16 protein-coding genes are annotated in these 16,121 nt (G+C 66.9%); 10 read left to right on the top strand and 6 right to left on the bottom strand.

Annotated elements, in window-relative coordinates:
• The first annotated feature begins 213 nt into the window (after positions 1-213).
• The 6 genes from NFU08_RS05965 to NFU08_RS05940 all read left to right on the top strand — a co-directional run bounded on the left by NFU08_RS05965 (position 214) and on the right by NFU08_RS05940 (position 6,924).
• Positions 214-1,293: a PrpF domain-containing protein gene (locus NFU08_RS05965; RefSeq protein ID WP_174180729.1), complete on the top strand. Its 1,080-nt coding sequence runs from the start codon at positions 214-216 to the stop codon at positions 1,291-1,293.
• A gap of 78 nt (positions 1,294-1,371) precedes the next feature.
• Positions 1,372-2,589 (top strand): tripartite tricarboxylate transporter substrate binding protein, encoded by a 1,218-nt coding sequence (locus tag NFU08_RS05960; protein ID WP_251421340.1) that lies wholly within the window; start codon positions 1,372-1,374, stop codon positions 2,587-2,589.
• 8 nt (positions 2,590-2,597) lie between these two features.
• Positions 2,598-4,568 carry a tripartite tricarboxylate transporter permease gene (locus tag NFU08_RS05955; RefSeq protein WP_174180733.1) on the top strand — a complete coding sequence of 657 codons (1,971 nt, stop codon included), beginning with the start codon at positions 2,598-2,600 and terminating at the stop codon, positions 4,566-4,568.
• A gap of 36 nt (positions 4,569-4,604) precedes the next feature.
• Positions 4,605-4,985, top strand: coding sequence for a universal stress protein (locus NFU08_RS05950; protein WP_174180735.1), 381 nt, complete (start codon positions 4,605-4,607; stop codon positions 4,983-4,985).
• Between the two features lie 208 nt (positions 4,986-5,193).
• Entirely contained in the window at positions 5,194-5,454 is a 261-nt protein-coding gene (locus NFU08_RS05945) for a hypothetical protein (protein ID WP_251421337.1), read from the top strand.
• Positions 5,455-5,478: 24 nt separating this feature from the next.
• Positions 5,479-6,924 carry an SLC13 family permease gene (locus NFU08_RS05940; RefSeq protein WP_251421333.1) on the top strand — a complete coding sequence of 482 codons (1,446 nt, stop codon included), beginning with the start codon at positions 5,479-5,481 and terminating at the stop codon, positions 6,922-6,924.
• A 3-nt stretch (positions 6,925-6,927) separates the two neighbouring features.
• Here the strand turns inward: NFU08_RS05940 and NFU08_RS05935 are convergent, their stop codons facing one another.
• On the bottom strand, positions 6,928-7,329 hold the full coding sequence (locus NFU08_RS05935; protein WP_174180741.1) for a YgjV family protein: 402 nt from the start codon (positions 7,327-7,329) through the stop codon (positions 6,928-6,930).
• A 286-nt stretch (positions 7,330-7,615) separates the two neighbouring features.
• On the opposite strand from NFU08_RS05935, the gene NFU08_RS05930 reads away from it, so the two are divergent.
• The 4 genes from NFU08_RS05930 to NFU08_RS05915 all read left to right on the top strand — a co-directional run bounded on the left by NFU08_RS05930 (position 7,616) and on the right by NFU08_RS05915 (position 11,504).
• Positions 7,616-8,023, top strand: a complete 408-nt coding sequence (locus NFU08_RS05930; protein ID WP_174180815.1) for a helix-turn-helix transcriptional regulator — start codon at positions 7,616-7,618, stop codon at positions 8,021-8,023.
• Complete coding sequence (locus NFU08_RS05925; protein WP_251421330.1) at positions 8,020-8,442, top strand: VOC family protein; 423 nt, start codon at positions 8,020-8,022, stop codon at positions 8,440-8,442. Before NFU08_RS05930 ends, NFU08_RS05925 begins: the two co-directional genes overlap by 4 nt.
• Before the next feature lie 93 nt (positions 8,443-8,535).
• On the top strand, positions 8,536-10,935 hold the full coding sequence (locus tag NFU08_RS05920) for an excinuclease ABC subunit UvrA (RefSeq protein ID WP_251421327.1): 2,400 nt from the start codon (positions 8,536-8,538) through the stop codon (positions 10,933-10,935).
• Positions 10,932-11,504 carry an MOSC domain-containing protein gene (locus NFU08_RS05915; RefSeq protein WP_174180747.1) on the top strand — a complete coding sequence of 191 codons (573 nt, stop codon included), beginning with the start codon at positions 10,932-10,934 and terminating at the stop codon, positions 11,502-11,504. The genes NFU08_RS05920 and NFU08_RS05915 overlap by 4 nt, the downstream gene beginning before the upstream one ends.
• A gap of 32 nt (positions 11,505-11,536) precedes the next feature.
• On the opposite strand, the gene NFU08_RS05910 is transcribed toward NFU08_RS05915, so the two are convergent.
• From NFU08_RS05910 to NFU08_RS05890, 5 genes are all read right to left on the bottom strand, one after another.
• A complete protein-coding gene (locus tag NFU08_RS05910) occupies positions 11,537-12,712 on the bottom strand; it encodes an MFS transporter (protein ID WP_251421324.1) in 1,176 nt (391 codons plus the stop codon).
• Positions 12,709-13,365, bottom strand: coding sequence for a GntR family transcriptional regulator (locus NFU08_RS05905; RefSeq protein ID WP_174180751.1), 657 nt, complete (start codon positions 13,363-13,365; stop codon positions 12,709-12,711). The genes NFU08_RS05910 and NFU08_RS05905 overlap by 4 nt, the downstream gene beginning before the upstream one ends.
• A 96-nt stretch (positions 13,366-13,461) precedes the next feature.
• Complete coding sequence (locus NFU08_RS05900) at positions 13,462-14,445, bottom strand: cyclase family protein (protein WP_251421322.1); 984 nt, start codon at positions 14,443-14,445, stop codon at positions 13,462-13,464.
• A complete protein-coding gene (locus tag NFU08_RS05895; RefSeq protein WP_251421320.1) occupies positions 14,442-14,696 on the bottom strand; it encodes a hypothetical protein in 255 nt (84 codons plus the stop codon). The genes NFU08_RS05900 and NFU08_RS05895 overlap by 4 nt, the downstream gene beginning before the upstream one ends.
• On the bottom strand, positions 14,654-16,045 hold the full coding sequence (locus NFU08_RS05890; protein WP_251421318.1) for a TRAP transporter large permease subunit: 1,392 nt from the start codon (positions 16,043-16,045) through the stop codon (positions 14,654-14,656). Before NFU08_RS05890 ends, NFU08_RS05895 begins: the two co-directional genes overlap by 43 nt.
• Positions 16,046-16,121 lie beyond the last annotated feature (76 nt).

The following is a 16,121-nucleotide window of genomic DNA, read 5'->3' as shown; positions in this document are numbered from 1 at the left end:
ACCTAGAAATCGCGCCCCCGCCGATGCCGGCTCCGCCGCTTCCGTTGCAGAAGGGCTAAAAGTGCGCGGGCAGCTGTGCTTGTGATTGAAGAAAAAGTGCATAGATATGCAAAATTTGGCGTTTGTAATTCATCATTGACCCGGATCACACTGGTGAAAGCCGGTAAGGCTTGATGGCCCATTGAAGGGCCCACAAGGATGTGAAGGGCAATCATGTTTAAGATCCCAGCAGTGTGGATGCGGGGCGGGACCAGCAAGTGCTGGGTCTTCGAATGGGACAACCTCCAGGTCCCCGGAAAAAGCGTGGACGAGGTCCTCCTCCGCCTCTTTGGCAGCCCCGACCACCGGCAGGTGGATGGAGTGGGCGGCGGGACATCCACGACGAGCAAGGCAGTCATCCTCTCCCGTTCCCTGGGCGAGGATGCTGACGTTGACTACACGTTCGCCCAGGTGGCCATAGATGAACACAAGGTGGACTGGGGAAGCAACTGCGGAAACTGCTCGGCAGTGGTGGCACCGTACGCCATAGAGCGCGGCTGGGTGGAGCCCGGCCAGGAAAGCACCTCGGTCAGGACGCTGAACACCAACACCGATCAGCTCATCCTGCAGAAAGTCCCCACCCCCGGTGGCGCACTCCAGGATCCCGGGACCCAGTTGATCCCGGGCGTTCCTTTCCCCGGGCTTCCGGTGGGCATGGGTTTCCTCGACCCTGCAGGGCGCACCACCGGGAAGCTGTTTCCCACCGGCGAGCCCCTGGACAAGGTGACCTTCGACGGCCGGCAGGTTCCCGCCACGCTCATTGATGCCGGGGCACCGCTGATCATCCTCGACGCCGCGTCCATCGGGCTCACGGGCCACGAAACCGCGGCGGACATCGACAGCCAGGCGGCGTTGCTGGTGCACCTCGATGACGTGCGCAGGGACGCGGCCGTCCGCATGGGTCTTGCGGCCAGCCGGGCCGAGGCCGAGCGGGCCATCCCCAAGCTGGCGATCGTGGCCACGGCATCGCCTGACGACGAGGCTGACCTTGTTGTCCGAATGCTGTCCATGGGCAGACTCCATCCCGCCCTCGCGATCACCGGAAGCGTAGCCCTGACCATGGCCGCGCAGCATGAGGGCACGGTGGTCCGGGACCTGCTCGCCACAGATCCCTCCTCAGGCCTGACCATGCGGACACCGGCCGGCATCGTCCAGACATGGGCGGAAGTACGTGACGGCGTCCCCGTCGTCGGCACCCTCCGAAGCGCCCGCCGCATCGCTGACGCGGAACTGCTGCTTCCACAGACCTGGTAACCCCCAACAGCCTCCCCGCCCAGCTGCACCGGACTGGTGTTTCATGGAAGGAAGGCACCAACCCCAAAGGATTCCTCAATGACGAGCAATAAGTCATCCTTGGAGCCGCCCGGAACCTCCCCGGACGGCGCTGCCGACCCTGCAGAGCAGACCCAACACACAGAGCTGCCAGATCCCCCGAAGCACTCCCGGCGCACGATCCTTGCCGCAGTAGGAGCCTTCGCACTGCTTGGAACTGCCACCACCGTCCTGGGCGGAAGCCTGCTGAACCCGCCCTCCAGCACCGAAGACGGCGACTTCAGCGGCGAGACCCTCGAATTCCTCATTCCGCTGGCATCCGGCGGTGGCACGGACACGTGGGCGCGCTTCATCGGCACAGAGCTCACCAATTATGTGGCCGGCCGCCCCGGCTTTGCCCCCGTGAATGAAGCCGGCGGTGAAGGCATCCTCGGGACCAACCGGTTCGCCCGCTCCGCCAAGACTGACGGGACCGAGATCCTGGTGGGCACCGCATCGACGGTTGTGCCCTGGGTGCTGGGCCGCTCAGCGGTGAAGTACTCGTTCGAAGACCTGAAGCCCGTCGTCGTCAACGGAACTGGCGGCGTCATCTACGCCCGGGCTGAAGCCGGGGTGGCCGGCGTGCAGGACCTGATCAACAGGGACACCCCGCTGGAATTCGGCGGCATCAGCGCCACGGGCCTGGACATCACCACCCTGGTGGCTTTCGACCTGCTCGAGGCGGATGTCACGAGCACCTTCGGCTTCGAAGGCCGCGGACCCGTCAACCTGGCCCTCCAGCGCGGAGAGATCGATCTGGACTACCAGACCACCTCGGCCTACGGCTCGGCGGTCGAAGGCATCGCCAAGGAAGGCAAAGCCGTTGTCCTGATGTCCTTCGGCCAGCTGGACGAGGCCGGGGAAGTAGTCCGCGACCCGAACTTTCCGGACGTTCCCACAGTTGCAGAGGCTTACGAGACGCTGCACGGAGCAAAGCCCTCAGGTGAAAAGTACGAGGCCTACAAGACCCTCCTTGGACTCACCTACACGTACCAGAAGGGGCTCTGGGTTCCGCAGGAAACCCCCGAGAAGGCGTACCAGCTGCTGCGCGAGTCCAGCGAAAAGCTCGGCACGGACCCGGCATTCCAGGAGAAGGCCGCCAAAGTACTCGGCGGCTATCCCCTGGTGGCCGATTCCGGCGTGGCCGAACGGGTCCGCGAGGCCTACACCGTCAGCAGCTCCGTCCGGTCCTATGTCACGGGACTGCTCGCGGACAAATACAACATCCACGTTGAATAAGGACCATCATGCTTGACTCCGCAATGGCAGCGCTGGCATCCCTCGCTGATCCTTCCCTCCTCATCATGCTCCTGATCGGCACCGTGGCCGGCCTGGTCATGGGACTCATCCCGGGCCTCGGCGGAACAGGCGCCGTCGCCATCCTCCTGCCCATCACGTTCGGCATGGAACCGCCCCAGGCGCTTGCCCTGCTCATCGGCGCCCTCGCCGTCGTGCACACCTCAGACACCGTTTCCGCTGTCCTGCTCGGGGCACCAGGCTCCGCCTCCGCCAGCGTCACGATGCTCGACGGTTATTCGATGGCGAAGAAAGGCGAGGCCGCACGTGCCCTGACCCTGGCGTTCCTGTCCTCCATGGCCGGCGGCATCATCGGTGCCATCGGCCTGACCCTGGCCATCCCCCTTGCCCGGCCGCTGGTCCTCTCCTTCGCCAGCCCCGAGCTCTTTATGCTGACCGTCCTGGGCGTCGCCCTGGCAGCCGTACTGTCCCGGGGAAACATCATCAAGGGCGTCTCGGCAGGCCTCCTGGGCCTGGTGCTGGGCATGGTGGGAACCTCGCCCACCACGGCCGAGGAGCGTTTCACCTTCGGCAGCCTCTTCCTGGGCGACGGCCTGTCACTAGTGGCCGTGGCGCTGGGCATCTTCGGCCTGGCCGAAATCGCCTCACGTGCCAGCCAGCGCCGCGGACAGAAGGAAACCATCAGCCTGGGCGGGGGATGGGGCCGGGGCATCCGCGAATGGCTCAGCCACTGGACCCAGGTGATCCGGGGAGCGCTCATCGGCATCTGGGCAGGTGTCCTGCCCGGCGTCGGCGCCACCGCCGGAACCTGGCTGGCATACGGCCAGGCCGTCGCAACGGCCAAGGACAAGCGCAAGTTCGGCAAGGGAGACCCCCGCGGGATCGTCGGCCCCGAAAGCGCCAACAACTCCGTGGAAGCCGGAGACCTGATCCCCACCCTCCTGTTTGGTATCCCCGGCGGTGTCCCGTCGGCGATGCTCCTGGGCATGCTCCTCACCTACGGCATCCAGCCGGGCCCCTCCATCATCACCGAACACCTGGACCTGATGTACCTGATCGTGTGGTCCTTCGCGATCGCCTCGATCCTGGGCGCCCTGTTCTGCTTCCTCAGCGTCAAGCAGCTCGCCAAGCTCACCAAGGTTCCCTTCGCGGTCCTGGCAGCAGGCCTGGTGGCCGTGATGCTCCTGGGCTCCTTCCAGGAAGGCGGCCAGCTCGGCGACCTCTGGATCATGATCATCCTGGGCGTCTTTGGCTGGCTCCTGAAGTCCACCGGCTTCCCACGGGCACCGTTCCTGATCGGGTTCGTCCTGGCCATCCCGCTGGAGCGGTACTACTTCCTGACGGACAGCCTCTACGAAGGATTCGACTGGATGCTGCGTCCCGGTGTCCTGGTGTTCCTGGCAATTCTGGTCCTCCCCATCATCTGGGCCTTCATCAAGTTCATCCGCGCCCGCCGCAAGACCAACTTCGACGACGGCCACAGGGACGAACAGCCCGAAGATGACGAGGCTCCGCTGAAGAACTCCAACTGGTCCCTCGTTGCGGCAGGCATCTTCACCGCGGCCTTCGCCGCGGCACTGATATCGTCCACGTCATTCTCGCCGGAAGCCCGGCTGGTGCCGCAGCTGGTGAGTATCGGCGGCCTGGTGTTCTCCGGGATCCTGTTGTTCACCGAGATCCGCACCCGGCTCCGGGCACGGACCGAAGGTGCAGGCTGGACCCTTGACGCAGGGTTCGCGTTCAAGACGTTCGCATGGATGACCGGATTCCTCGCACTGACTGCCGTCTTTGGGTACCTGATCGCGGTAACGATCTTCATCCCCGCCTTCCTGCTGGTCGTGGCAAGGGCGCGGCTGAAAGTCGCCGTGATCTACACAGGCGTCCTGTACCTCGTGCTCCTCGCACTCCCCTCGCTGCTGCCGATCGACCTGCCGCAGGGCTGGTTCAACACCCTCGTTTAGACGTCCGCCACACACATTGGCCATTGGAGAAAAGAAATGACGGTACTCGTCGCCTATGCACCTGCTTCAGAAGGCAGGGAAGCCCTGTCAGAAGGAATCAAGGAAGCGCACCTCAGGAAGTCGGACCTGCTGATTGTGAACATCGGCCGCGGCCACCACGACCTGGAGCCGGAGGAAGTGCGCGGGCTGGAAACCCGGCTGGCCGAGGCCGGCCTGGGCCTGACCATCGAATCCTCCGTCCTGTCTGATCCCGGGGATGCTGTCATCCAGATCGCCCAGGACCGCAACGTCGACATGATCGTGATCGGCCTTCGGCACCGGTCCATGGTGGGAAAGCTCATCCTCGGAAGCACCGTCCAGAGGATCCTGCTCGACGCCACCTGCCCGGTGCTGGCGGTCCGCTCCGACAAGCTCTGACCGGAGCCCACTGGCTGCCGGACTTCTTGTCCGGCCCGCGTGCTGCCGTTCCCGCACTCCATCGCAACAGGTAGCCCGAAGGACGGGCGCAGGGACGCCACAGCACGCAAGGGAGGCAGGGTGACCACCGGTCACCCTGCCTCCTCCCATGAACTTTCCGAGGGCAGTCCGGCAAGGACACCCCCCAACCAAGGAGAAAGAGAAAACCTTGTACAACCGTCCCCAGCCCGTCGGACGGGGTGCCGCACCCCTCTCTCCTGAACCGGTTCCCAACTGGTGCAAGCTTTCGCGAAGCGACCAGGTGGAAATCCACCGCCAGGGGCGGCCCATCGCATCAGGACGGATCGACATGCTCGCCCTGGACGGCAGCCTCCTCTGGCTCCAGCAGGACGAAGGAAAAGGACGCGCCCTGTTCCTGCACAGTGACGGCCTGCGTGTCTACCGCCGGCCCGCAACCAGGAACGCGTAGAGCCAACCACCGAGGAGAACCACCATGAGCAACACGCCGCAGCGAACCCTTTCCCCCGCGGTGGAGCACACCCCGGAAGACCGGCCAGGGCGCCCCCGGCGCCGCCGCCGTATTCTGCTGGTACTCGCCGCTCTCGCGGTCCTGGGTCTGGCTGCCTTCGTACTGGGGGTGGTCCTGCCCGGCCCGGCGGCCCCCACGGAACCGGAGCAGACCATGACCGCCGTCCAGATCATCCCGCTCATCATCCTCGTCGTGATGTTTGTGGTGGCGACCCGGTGGCCGCTGAACATCGGGGTGATGGGGCTGGTTGCGTCCTTTGGCGTCGGCTACTTCATGCTGGGCATGACCGACAAAGAGATCCTTGCGGAGTTCCCCGCGAGCATCGTGCTGACGATTATCGGCGTCACCTACTTCTTCAGCATGGCCCAGCGGAACGGCACCATCGACGTCATCGTGCAGGCCTGCGTGCGCCTCGTCAGGGGCAGGACGCTGATGCTTCCCTGGGTGTTCTTCCTCATGGCTGCCGCACTCACGGCGCTGGGAACCTTCTCCCCGGCCGCCGTCGCGCTCCTGGCGCCGGCGGCCATCGGCTTTGCCTACGAATCGCGCATCCACCCGGTCCTGATGGGCGCCTTCATCATCAACGGAGCCCACGCGGGCGGTTTTTCCCCGTTGTCCGTGGCCGGGGTGCTGGTGCACGACATCGCCCAGGAAAACGGCTTCCCCATTTCGCAGGGTGCACTGTTCATTGCCAGCTTTGCCGTCAACCTCATCCTCTCGGTCCTGACCGTCGTGGTGCTGGCACTCCTGGGCAAACTGCGCGACGGCGCCGGCAGCCACCACACCGGCATGCCTGCGCCCGGCACCATCCGTCCGCACGGCCAGCAAATCCTCACGCTGATGCTCATCGTGGTGATGCTGGTGTGCACCCTGGGCTTCCACATGCCGATCGGCTTCGTGGCCCTCTCCGCCGGCCTCCTCCTGGCCCTGATCAATATCAAGGAACACCAGACCTTCATCGGCGGCATCTCCTGGTCCACCGTGCTGCTGGTGGCGGGCATGATCACCTACGTCTCGCTGCTCCAGCATGTGGGCGTCATCGACACCCTCGCCGAGCAGGCCCTTGCCCTGGGCGCCCCGCTTCTGATCGCCCTGGTGCTTTGCTACGTCATCGGCGTCGGCTCGGCCTTCGCCTCCTCCACAGCGCTGCTGACCGCGTTCATTCCCATGGCCGGCCCGCTGCTGGCCACCAGCACGCTGAGCGCATCGGGAACGGTGGCCGCCCTGGCCATCGCGGCCACCGTGGTGGATGTTTCGCCGTTCTCCACCGACGGTGCGCTGGTGGTCGCCAACGCCCGCGAGGACGACCGGCAGCGCGTCTACCGCCAGCTGATGATCTACGCCGGCGGGGTTGTGCTGGCTGCGCCGCTGCTGGCCTGGGCACTGCTGGTGCCCACCGGGATCATGTGACGGTCAGTGCGCCAGGCGCTGCCCGTCAGCCATGGCAGGCATGGAGACGGCGGGCATGGAGACCACTGGCATGGAACCGGTAAGGACCTCGACGACGGCCATCTGGCCCGTGGTGTCCGGGACACCCGGAAACTGGACCTGCGGATCCGCGGGCACCGCCGCCGGGCTGTTCTCGGGACGCATCCGGACAAGCGCCACGGCGGAGATGAGGAACCAGGCCACATTCGTCACCACGGAAGGCCAGGCGCCGTGGAAGGTGCCGTTGATGATGAAGGCGACCGCGCCAACAAGGTTCGCGGTCTGGAATCCCTTGCCGGCCTTCAGCCAGCCCATGGAAACGGCCAGGTACGCGCTGAGAATCGCAGCCGCGCCGGCCCAGCCGGCGATTTCCCACAGCAGTTCCATGGGGTCCTTTCAGGTGCTGCCCGCGCAGTATCCGGGCAGGGTCTTTGACAGTGATGAAAAGGGGTTTGGTTTCGCCGGATGCCACTGCTCATTGAACGGACATCATCCAACACTGCGTTGACTCGAGCCCTGTTCGGGCGAGGACCTCATGCCGGCTGGCGGCATAATCATACCCTGCAAAAAGGGGGCGTTTTACGCAGCGTCCGCGCCTTCAAAAGTCTGGACAACTCCCCCGCCAGGTAGCACCATCTGAAGGGTGACCACCGACCCCCACCTGCGCGAGTTGATGCTCCTGCGCCGGGTCAAGGACCGGATCGACCGGGAGTACGCGCAGCCCTTGGACGTCGAGGCCCTGGCCCGCGGTGTCCACATGTCCGCCGGCCACCTCAGCCGCAGGTTCAAGGCCGCGTACCAGGAATCGCCGTACAGCTACCTGATGACCCGCCGGATCGAACGGGCCATGGCGCTGCTGCGCCGGGGTGACCTTTCCGTGACGGAGGTGTGCTTCGCCGTCGGCTGTTCCTCGCTGGGCACCTTCAGCACCCGCTTCAGTGAGCTGGTGGGCATGCCGCCCAGCGCCTACAAGCAGGAGGCAAAAAGCACGACGGCGGGCATCCCCGCGTGCGTGGCGAAGCAGGTCACCAGACCGGTCAGGAATCGAGAAGCGCCGGCTCCGGAACCGCAACTAGCATGACTGCCATGGACAACATCACCATCTCCTCAACGTTCCTTCCGCACACCGATCCCGACGCTTCCCTGGCGTTCTACCGTGACGCCCTGGGCTTCGAGGTCCGCAACGATGTGGGCCGCGGCGCCATGCGCTGGATCACCGTGGGCCCCGCCGGGCAGCCCGGCGTTTCCATCGTCCTCCACCCGCCGGCCGTGGATCCGGGCATCACCGACGACGAACGCCGCACCATCACCGAAATGATGGCCAAGGGCACCTACGCCACCGTCATCCTCTCCGCCCCGGATGTCGACGCCGCCTTCGCCAGGGTGGAGGCGAGCGGGGCCGACGTCGTGCAGGAACCGGTGGACCAGCCCTACGGCATCCGCGACTGCGCCTTCCGCGACCCGGCCGGGAATACCGTACGGATCAACCAGCAGCCGTAGGCTGCAAGGATTGAAGCAAGCCACGCCGGGGGAGGCTGCGGGCGCAGCCTCCCCCGGCAGGGACATCAGCGCAGCCCAACAGATGGAGACCCGATGAGCACGGACACCGGCACCACTACCCAGGCCAACGGGCTGCACGTCGCCGACACGCACGATCTCATCCGGGTGCAGGGTGCGCGGGAGAACAACCTCAAGAACATCAGCGTTGAGCTGCCCAAGCGCCGCTTGACGGTGTTTACGGGGGTGTCCGGCTCGGGCAAGAGCTCCCTGGTGTTCGCCACCATCGCCGCAGAATCGCAGCGCATGATCAACGAGACCTACAGCGCGTTTGTCCAGGGCTTCATGCCGAACCTGGCCCGCCCCGAGGTGGACTTCCTGGAAGGCCTGACGACCGCGATCATCGTTGACCAGGAGCGCATGGGCGCCAACCCGCGGTCCACCGTGGGCACCGCCACGGATGCCAACGCCATGCTCCGCATCCTCTTCAGCCGGCTCGGCACCCCGTACGCCGGCCCGCCCACGGCGTTCTCCTTTAACGTTCCCACCCGGAAGGCCAGCGGCGTCATGTCCACGGACAAGGGCGGCCGGGTGGAGAAGGCGGTGGTCAACCATGCCGTCTACCTCGGCGGGATGTGCCCGCGCTGCGAGGGCATGGGCAACGTCAGCGACATTGACCGCACGGCACTGTACGACGACACCAAGTCCCTGAACGAGGGAGCGCTGACAGTTCCGGGCTACTCCATGGACGGGTGGTACGGGCGATTGTTCGAGGGCATGGGCCTGCCGATGGACAAGCCCATCGCCAAATTCACCAACAAGCAGCTGGACACCATGCTCTACGTGGAGCCCACCAAGATCAAGGTGGAAGGCGTCAACCTGACCTTCGAGGGGATCATCCCCAAGATCCAGAAGTCCATGCTGTCCAAGGACCCCGAGGCCATGCAGCCGCACGTCCGCCGGTTCGTGGAGCGGGCCGTCACGTTCCAGACCTGCCCCGAGTGCAAGGGGACCCGGCTGACCCAGCAGGCCCTCTCCTCCAGGATCAACGGCAGGAACATCGCCGAGCTGTGCCAGATGCAGATCAGCGACCTTGCCGGGTGGGTCCGGGACGTGAAGGACCCCTCGGTGGCTCCCCTGCTCAAGGGCCTCCAGCACCTGCTCGACTCCTTTTCGGAGATCGGCCTCGGATACCTCAGCCTGGACCGGCCGGCCGGCACCCTGTCCGGCGGCGAGGCCCAGCGCACCAAAATGATCCGCCACCTCGGCTCCTCGCTCACGGACGTTACCTACGTCTTCGACGAGCCGTCCATCGGCCTCCATCCGCACGACATCGAACGGATGAACCAGCTCCTGCTCCAGCTCCGGGACAAAGGCAACACCGTCCTGGTGGTGGAGCACAAGCCGGAGATGATCACCATCGCAGACCACGTCGTCGACCTTGGTCCCGGGGCCGGGACCAACGGCGGCGAGGTCTGCTTCGAGGGCACCGTGGAGGGCCTGCGGAGCAGCGACACCATCACCGGGCACCATCTGGAGGACCGCGCGGCCCTGAAGGAGGCCGCCCGGAAGGCGTCCGGGGTGCTGGAGGTCCGCGGCGCCTCGACGCACAACCTCCAGGACGTCGACGTCGATATTCCCCTGGGCGTCCTGACGGTCGTCACCGGGGTGGCCGGCTCGGGCAAGAGCTCCCTGATCCACGGTTCCGTGGCCAAGCGCGAGGGCGTGGTGGTGATCGACCAGGGCGCCATCCGCGGTTCGCGCCGCAGCAACCCGGCCACCTACACCGGGCTGCTGGAGCCCATCCGCAAGACGTTCGCCAAGGTCAACGGCGTGAAGCCGGCACTGTTCAGCTCAAACTCCGAGGGCGCCTGCCCCACCTGCAACGGCGCGGGCGTCATTTTCACCGAACTCGGCGTGATGGCCACCGTGGAGTCACCCTGCGAGGACTGCGAGGGCCGCCGCTTCCAGGCCGCCGTGCTGGAATACACGGTGGGCGGGAGGAACATCACCGAGGTCCTCGCCATGTCCGTGACCGAAGCCGCAGCGTTCTTTGCCGAAGGTGAGGCCAAGACGCCGGCCGCGCGGACCATCCTGGCGCGGCTTGAGGATGTCGGCCTGGGCTACCTCAGCCTGGGCCAGCCGCTCACCACGCTTTCCGGCGGCGAGCGCCAGCGGCTCAAGCTCGCCACCCAGATGGCCGAGAAGGGCGACGTGTACGTCCTGGACGAGCCCACCACCGGCCTGCACCTGGCCGATGTGGAGAACCTGCTGGGCCTGCTGGACCGGCTGGTTGAGTCGGGCAAGTCCGTGATCGTGATCGAGCACCACCAGGCCGTGATGGCCCACGCGGACTGGATCATCGACCTTGGCCCGGGAGCAGGGCACGACGGCGGCCGGATCGTTTTCGAGGGCACGCCGGCTGAACTGGTGGCCGGCTCCCCGACACTCACCGGCAAGCACCTGGCCGCCTACGTCGGTGCCCCCGCGGCATGACGGAGGAGTACAGGTACGGCGTCGAAATCCTGCACCTGCTGGTGTCCCCCTCCCACGCCTACTTCGGCCGGGCGCGGGACGGCGCCGCAGACGTGCCCACCACGGATGCCGATGCTGCCGAGGTGGTGGCGGGCAAGGGCATTGTGGGTGACAGGTTCTTCGGCAAGGCCGCGCACATGGATGCCGCGGTGACCCTGTTCGCCGTCGAATCCCTGGAGGCCATCGCGGCCGAACTGGGCGCAGAGCCGTTCAATCCCCTCCTGGCCCGGCGGAACGTGGTGCTCCGCGGCGCACACCTGGTGCCCCTGCTGGGGCAGGACTTTGTGCTGGAGTCGGGCGGGCAGTCTGTGGCTTTCCACGGCGGCCGGCATGCCCAGCCCTGCGCCTGGATGAACGAGATGCTGGCGCCCGGCGCCCACCCGGCCATGCGGGGCCGCGGCGGTATCCGGTGCCGCGCCCTCTCAAGTGGGCTGCTGCGCCGTGGCCCTGCCGTGCTTGTCAGCCCCGTGCCGTTGGACCCGTCCCAGGCGGGTGAGGCCAGCCTGCTCCGCCCGTCGCGGCTGCCGTAACCGTGCGGCACCTCCCGGGGGACGCACCACGGTCAGTCCAGGCGCACGCCGCGGAGCAGCAGGAGGGTCCCGCCCACCGCGGCGGCTGACGCGAGGAAAACCCCCACAGCGCCAACTCCTGCCGCTGCCACACCGATAACGCTGGGAAGCACCACCTGGCCCACCCGGTTCCCGGCGAGCCGGAGGGCAAGGGCACGCCCGCGCTGCCCTGCGGGGGCCTGCGCCGAAAGCCACGACATGGTGAGGGGCTGGCCAATGCCAAGGCCCAGTCCGAGCACGGCCATGACCGCGAAGAGCAGAAGCACCGGCATGGGAACCGCCGTGGCGGCCAAAGCGATGGTGGACAGCACCAGGCTGGCCACGAGCAGCCGCTTGCGCCCCAGCTTCCGGGAGACGTGCCCCAACAGGATCCGGGACACCATGGAAAACACCGCGCGGACGGCGAGCAGGGCGCCAACGGTTGCCGCCGTGAGCCCGCGTTCGGATCCAAGCACCGGGAGATAGACCATGGTCAGGTCCACCACGGCAAGGACGGTGGCGGACGTGGCGAGCGCCCGCGCCACGCCGGGCGTCTTCAGCAGCGCGGCAACGTTGCCTTTGCCGCCGCCCGCCGCAGCCGCCCTTCCCTTCCTGCCGCTGACCGTTGCCGAGATACCGAAGGTGGCCACCAGGAGCACCAGGCCCATGCACACCGAAAGGAGGAAGATCGCCTGGGTGTCCGGGCGGATGGCGGCCCCTCCCACCAGGGCGATGGCCAGGGGACCCAGCGCCTGTCCCAGGGATGCCGCGAAGGTGAGGTATCCGAACGCCGAATCCATCCGGGACGAGGCGGCGTTGTTCGCCACCACCGCCTGCTGCCCCACCACGCAGGTCAGCTGGCCGACGCCAAGAAGGGCGGTTCCGATGATCAGCGCGGCGATCGATGTACCCCACAGCAGCAGGAAGGACGCGCTGGCCAGGACGACGGCGGCTCCGGCCGCCATGAGGCGGCGTTCACCCAGGCGGTCCACCAGGCCACCGGTGGGGACGGCGAGCAGCAGTGGGAAGACGGCATAGCTGGCCGCCAGGAGCCCCAGGGCGAAGCCGGGAACGTCCAGCTCCAGCGCACGGTACGTGGCGGCCGGCCGCAGCAGGAAGGTCAGGGCCTGGATCAGCATGGAATGGACCAGGAGTGCCGCCGTCGACCGGCGCCCCAGTTCGCCGATCATGCAGGGGTGCCGGACATGGCCCGGACCGCCGCGTCGCGGGCACCCATGACATGCTCGAAAGCCGTCCTGGCAGCCTGGTCCGGGTTGCCGGCGGCCACGGCGGCAACCAGGGTCCGGTGCTGGGCCAGGGCCTGGTCCCTTCGCTCCTGGGTGCTGTTGGTGAAGTGCCGGTACCGCTCCATCTGGTTTGAGACCTGGTCATGGAACCGCCGGGCCCACGAATTGCCGGCGATCTCGGCGATCCTCCCGTGCAGCGACATCCCCTGCTTCATTGCCTCATCCGCGAAACCAACCATCGCAGCGTTGCGTTCCAGGATGCCTTCGAGTGCCTCGATGTCCGCCGGCGTCGCTTTGAGGCAGGCGTTCCGCGCCATGAGTGATTCCATGGCCGCGCGGACTTCGTACAGCTCGGAAATTGCTGCCTCGTCCAGCGCAGGCACCACCACGCCGCCGGTGGGCTGCTGTTCCAGGAGGCTCTCCGAGACCAGCCGCCGGATGGCTTCCCGCAGCGGCGTCCGGCTCACCTGCAGTGCAGACGCCATCTTTGGTTCGTAAACCCGTTCCCCGGGCTTCAGCTCCAGGCTGATGATCTGCCGCTTCAGCTCGTCGTAGACGAAATCCGCTCCGGTGTTGCGGGTGGTTGCACCAGGCATGTTGTTACCTCCACAGCCACTTTAGCCGTAAATGCATACATGTATACAAATTAGGACCGAGTTCTGAGGGAGCCCGCCGTCGCGCCAGTGGCCGCCTTACACCAGTGCTGTGGCGTTCGCAGGCGACCCGGTCCCGCCGGTGATGTTCAGCGGCTTGATGGTGATGAAGGCGTCCCATTGGCCGGCACTCCTCATATGCCGGGCGAGGGGACCCAGCCGCCACAGTTCACCCAGGGGCATGCCAAGTTTGGCCAGGAGCTGCTGGTGCATCATGCCGTGGTCGCTCGGCGCTGACTCACGGTAAGGGCTTGCGGGCACGGCGGGCAGGCATTCGACGGCGAAGTTGTCCGCCGCGAGGAGCGCCAGCCGGTGGTCCCAGGCCCAGGCGACGAACTCCTCGGACTGTGCAATCCCCGTGGCGCGCCTGCTGTCCCGCATCCGCTGCTTCTCCTCCGGCTGCAGGCCAAGGAACCATTCGCACCAGCCCGTATGCAGCATCAGGATGTCGCCCTGCCGGAGGTCCACGGACTGGGCGGCCATCGCCCCCTCGATCAGGTCAAGGCCCAGGGGTTCCCCGGAGGCATGGTCAATTGGAGCGCCCTGCCCGGCCCGGTACCCGGCCAGGTCCACCAGGACTCCCCTGCCCACGATGGGATGGTCCGCCCATTCCTGGATCCCCAGGTCCGCGGTGCCCTCGGTGATTCGCTCGTCCGGCGTGCCGTTGTAGAACCCGGCGTCGTCCGCCCGGCGGTGCCGCAGCCCGTCGACCTGGCTGGATCCCTGCAGGTAGTACCCGTCCAGGAAGTCGTCGCGGTGGGCCGGGTGCGAGGAGTAGATGGTGTGCCGGGGCGCGCCGCGTTTGAGGGACATGCCGGGATCAAAGGCATCCGCCGGATAGTCCAGGCCAAAGGCCATGCCCGTGCGGATGCAGGTGCGTGCCGCCAGCACCGCCTGGGGAGTAATGAACGACGGCGTCCCCCGGGTGGGGTCCGGGAAGAGGCCCCAGGAGGTTCCGGCCAAGGCCCCCTCACGCTCGAGCAAATCCGCGAAGGACGGGTAGGTCCCCTCTCCGGGATTCATCGCGCCTCCGCTTCCTGCGGCTGTTCCTGGTCCTGGCGGCGCTTGTAGCTGAGCAGGAACCCGGCCACGGCGCAGAGGGAGGCCGCGATGCACATGGGCGCCTTGATGGTGTCGTTGAGCAATGTGAGCCAATCGCCCTTGCCGGCCACCAGGGCGATCGCCTGGCCGGCGACGAACACCATGCCGCCGGCCAGCAGCGCTGCCAGGGTCAGGACGAAGAGGACTTCGACGGCCCTTCGGATGGTGTGCATGGTGGATTCCTTAAAGTGGGGAGGATGCCGAGGATGATCAGGACGCCGATGCCCAGCAGCGGCAGGGCATAGTGGGTGAACAGCCGGAGGAACGTGGTGACCGGGTCCACGTCCGCGATGCCGCACGCCACGTACAGCGGGGCGCCGCCCGGCGGGACCGCCGCCTCGCAGGACGAAAAGACCAGGACGGCCACGGCTGCGGTGGTCGCGGGGACGCCGGCCGCCACCAGGGCAGCCACGCCGACGGTTCCGACGGCGGCCATGGTGGCCGTCGCGGACAGCGGCGCGGCCACTGCGATGACAATCAGGCCGATCAGGATGGCCAGGAGCCACAGCGGCAGGTTCATCCCGTTGAGCAGTTCGGTCATCTGCCGGGGAAGTCCGGTGGCAGCCAGGGCGTTGGCGCCGGCAAACGCGAACACCACGGTGACGCCCACGATCCCGAAGCGGGGCGCGGAGTCCTGCAGGAGCGCCCACCACTCCCGGCTGCCGGCGGGGAGCTTCTTCCGGCCCAGCAGGAGGCCGGTGATGATCAGCACCACCGGAATCCAAACGATGACGCTGACGGCCTTGGTGACATCCGCCCCGGTCCAGCCCGAAAGCCCCTCGGCGATGGCGCCGGAGGTGACAACCAGCGGGATGGCCACCACAACAAACAGCAGAAGCGTGGCCCAGCCGCGGCCGAACGCCGCCCGGACGGGCAGCCGGTGCGCGGCATTGAGCGGGGCCATGCCGCTCTTGCGGACCAGCAGCCAGGTGACAACCAGCCGGTGCAGGAAGCACCAGAGGCCGCCGAACAGCAGCGGGAGGACCAGGGCGTTGATGTCCAGCAGCGGCCCCACGGTGGCCGAACCGACCAGGACGAACATGGAGGCGCTGAACGGAAAGGTGATGCCCATGCCGGCGTTGCCCGCCACGAGCGTCGCCGCCGAGGGCTTGTCCAGCCGCGACTTTTCCATCCACGGGATGGTCACCGATCCCACCGTGGCGGCAATGGCGGCCTGGTTGTGGACCACGCTCCCCAGCCCCGCCGATGCCACGGTGGATACCCAGGCCGGACCGCCCTTGACCCCGCCGATCAGGGAGTTGAGCAGGTCGATCAGCCGGTCCAGGACCCCGGTTCTGTCCAGCAGGTAGCCCATGAACACGAAGGCCATGGTGGCGTAGACAATGTCATCGGTGATTGCCGCGTACAGCGAATCCCAGCCGGTCTGCGCCGCTGCCGCCCCCGTGAAGGGAAGCACGGCCAGGAACCCGAGGATCATCGCCTCCCCCACGCTGCGCCTGAACACGGTGGTCCACAGCAGGATGACGGCAAGGTAGGCGGCGAGGGCCCAGATGCCGATCATGCTGCTGCTCCTGACGGCGGGACGCCGGTGATGTGGTCGGTCACGAAATATCCGCTCCTGATTGTCCCCGACTCTG

The sequence above is a fragment of the Pseudarthrobacter sp. NCCP-2145 genome, assembly GCF_023708005.1.
In the GTDB taxonomy this organism is placed as follows: domain Bacteria; phylum Actinomycetota; class Actinomycetes; order Actinomycetales; family Micrococcaceae; genus Arthrobacter; species Arthrobacter oxydans.
This window is presented reverse-complemented; position numbering and strand designations above follow the sequence as displayed.

What these genes read in the sequence shown, in the direction of transcription:
- NFU08_RS05965 (WP_174180729.1), top strand. Translation starts at nt 214, where the DNA reads ATGTTTAAGATCCCAGCAGTGTGGATGCGGGGCGGGACCAGCAAGTGC.
- NFU08_RS05960 (WP_251421340.1), top strand. Translation starts at nt 1,372, where the DNA reads ATGACGAGCAATAAGTCATCCTTGGAGCCGCCCGGAACCTCCCCGGAC.
- NFU08_RS05955 (WP_174180733.1), top strand. Translation starts at nt 2,598, where the DNA reads ATGCTTGACTCCGCAATGGCAGCGCTGGCATCCCTCGCTGATCCTTCC.
- NFU08_RS05950 (WP_174180735.1), top strand. Translation starts at nt 4,605, where the DNA reads ATGACGGTACTCGTCGCCTATGCACCTGCTTCAGAAGGCAGGGAAGCC.
- NFU08_RS05940 (WP_251421333.1), top strand. Translation starts at nt 5,479, where the DNA reads ATGAGCAACACGCCGCAGCGAACCCTTTCCCCCGCGGTGGAGCACACC.
- NFU08_RS05935 (WP_174180741.1), bottom strand. Translation starts at nt 7,329, where the DNA reads ATGGAACTGCTGTGGGAAATCGCCGGCTGGGCCGGCGCGGCTGCGATT.
- NFU08_RS05930 (WP_174180815.1), top strand. Translation starts at nt 7,616, where the DNA reads ATGCTCCTGCGCCGGGTCAAGGACCGGATCGACCGGGAGTACGCGCAG.
- NFU08_RS05925 (WP_251421330.1), top strand. Translation starts at nt 8,020, where the DNA reads ATGACTGCCATGGACAACATCACCATCTCCTCAACGTTCCTTCCGCAC.
- NFU08_RS05920 (WP_251421327.1), top strand. Translation starts at nt 8,536, where the DNA reads ATGAGCACGGACACCGGCACCACTACCCAGGCCAACGGGCTGCACGTC.
- NFU08_RS05915 (WP_174180747.1), top strand. Translation starts at nt 10,932, where the DNA reads ATGACGGAGGAGTACAGGTACGGCGTCGAAATCCTGCACCTGCTGGTG.
- NFU08_RS05910 (WP_251421324.1), bottom strand. Translation starts at nt 12,712, where the DNA reads ATGATCGGCGAACTGGGGCGCCGGTCGACGGCGGCACTCCTGGTCCAT.
- NFU08_RS05905 (WP_174180751.1), bottom strand. Translation starts at nt 13,365, where the DNA reads ATGCCTGGTGCAACCACCCGCAACACCGGAGCGGATTTCGTCTACGAC.
- NFU08_RS05900 (WP_251421322.1), bottom strand. Translation starts at nt 14,445, where the DNA reads ATGAATCCCGGAGAGGGGACCTACCCGTCCTTCGCGGATTTGCTCGAG.
- NFU08_RS05895 (WP_251421320.1), bottom strand. Translation starts at nt 14,696, where the DNA reads ATGCACACCATCCGAAGGGCCGTCGAAGTCCTCTTCGTCCTGACCCTG.
- NFU08_RS05890 (WP_251421318.1), bottom strand. Translation starts at nt 16,045, where the DNA reads ATGATCGGCATCTGGGCCCTCGCCGCCTACCTTGCCGTCATCCTGCTG.